This is a genomic window from Actinoallomurus acaciae, from assembly GCF_042429965.1.
Taxonomy (GTDB): Bacteria; Actinomycetota; Actinomycetes; order Streptosporangiales; family Streptosporangiaceae; genus Actinoallomurus; species Actinoallomurus acaciae.
Map to the genome: position 1 here is coordinate 1 of NZ_JBHLZP010001096.1, position 1,113 is coordinate 1,113.

The following is a 1,113-nucleotide window of genomic DNA, read 5'->3' on the forward strand; positions in this document are numbered from 1 at the left end:
CAAGAAGGAAGCGTTGGAGAAGGTCGGCGTCCGTGTCGGCAAGACCCCCAGCGAAACCGCACGCCTCATGCGCGAGTGCCTCGCCTCGGCCTCCGCGACCACCTGACCGCCGCCGCGCCCACGACCGCGGGCATCGCGAGGAGTGACATGCGCTTCGACGTCAACCTGTCCATCCTGTTCACCGAACTCCCGCTCCTCGAACGGCCGGCGGCGGCACGGGCCGCCGGGTTCGACGCCGTCGAGCTGTGGTGGCCGTTCCCCGGTCCCGAGCCCGCCGACCGCGAGGTCGACGCCCTGCTCCGCGCCCTCGGCGACGCGGGTGTCCACCTGGCCGGGCTGAACTTCGACGCCGGCGACATGGCCGCCGGCGACCGGGGGCTCCTGTCCCGCCCGGACGGCTCCGACCGGTTCCGCGCCAACATCGACGTGGCCGTCGGGATCGCCGAGGCGACCGGCTGCCGCGTGCTCAACGCCCTGTACGGCAATCGTGTCCCCGGCCTGGACCCGCACGCGCAGGACGACCTGGCCGCCACCAACCTCGGCCTGGCGGCGGAGGCGGCCCGGCGGTGCGACGCCACGGTCGTCGTCGAGGCGCTGAACTCCCACGAGAACCCCGGCTACCCGCTGACGTCCACGGACGCGGCGCTGTCGGTGATCGACCGCGTCCGCGACCAGGCGGGCACCGGGAACGTCGCGTTCCTGGCCGACCTCTACCACCTCGCCCGGATGGGCGAGGACCCGATCGCCGTCATCGAGCGCCACGCCGCCTACTTCGGGCACGTCCAGATCGCCGATGTGCCGGGGCGCGGCCGGCCCGGCACGGGAAACCTGCCCTACGACGACGTGTTCGCCGCGCTCGACGCGTCCGGCCATCCGGGCTTCGTCGGCCTGGAGTACCGGCCCGACGGGCCGAGCGCGGACAGCTTCGGATGGCTCCCCCGCAAGGAGAACGCGTGAAGAACATCGGTTTCATCGGCCTCGGCGTCATGGGCGGCCCGATGGCGGCCAACCTGGCGCGCGCCGGTCACTCCGTCGTCGGGCACGACCTGGGCGCCGACCGCCTTGAGCGCCTCGTGGCGGCCGGGGGTCGCGGCGCGGCCGACCTGGCCGGGG

2 protein-coding genes and 1 pseudogene are annotated in these 1,113 nt (G+C 74.0%); all 3 read left to right on the plus strand.

The features are described from left to right. Positions 1-106, plus strand: a pseudogene (locus tag ACFFNX_RS50780) (succinate--CoA ligase subunit alpha); the annotation flags it as partial. 41 nt (positions 107-147) lie between these two features. Further along, the gene (locus ACFFNX_RS50785) at positions 148-957 is read left to right on the plus strand and encodes a hydroxypyruvate isomerase family protein (protein WP_378213678.1); all 810 of its coding nucleotides are present in this window, start codon (positions 148-150) and stop codon (positions 955-957) included. Continuing rightward, positions 930-1,113, plus strand: a 184-nt coding sequence (locus ACFFNX_RS50790; protein WP_378213676.1) for an NAD(P)-binding domain-containing protein, incomplete at its 3' end; no start/stop codon positions are given. The genes ACFFNX_RS50785 and ACFFNX_RS50790, both read left to right, overlap by 28 nt.

Coding starts and splice junctions, on each gene's coding strand:
- ACFFNX_RS50785 (WP_378213678.1), top strand. CDS start 148: ATGCGCTTCGACGTCAACCTGTCCATCCTGTTCACCGAACTCCCGCTC.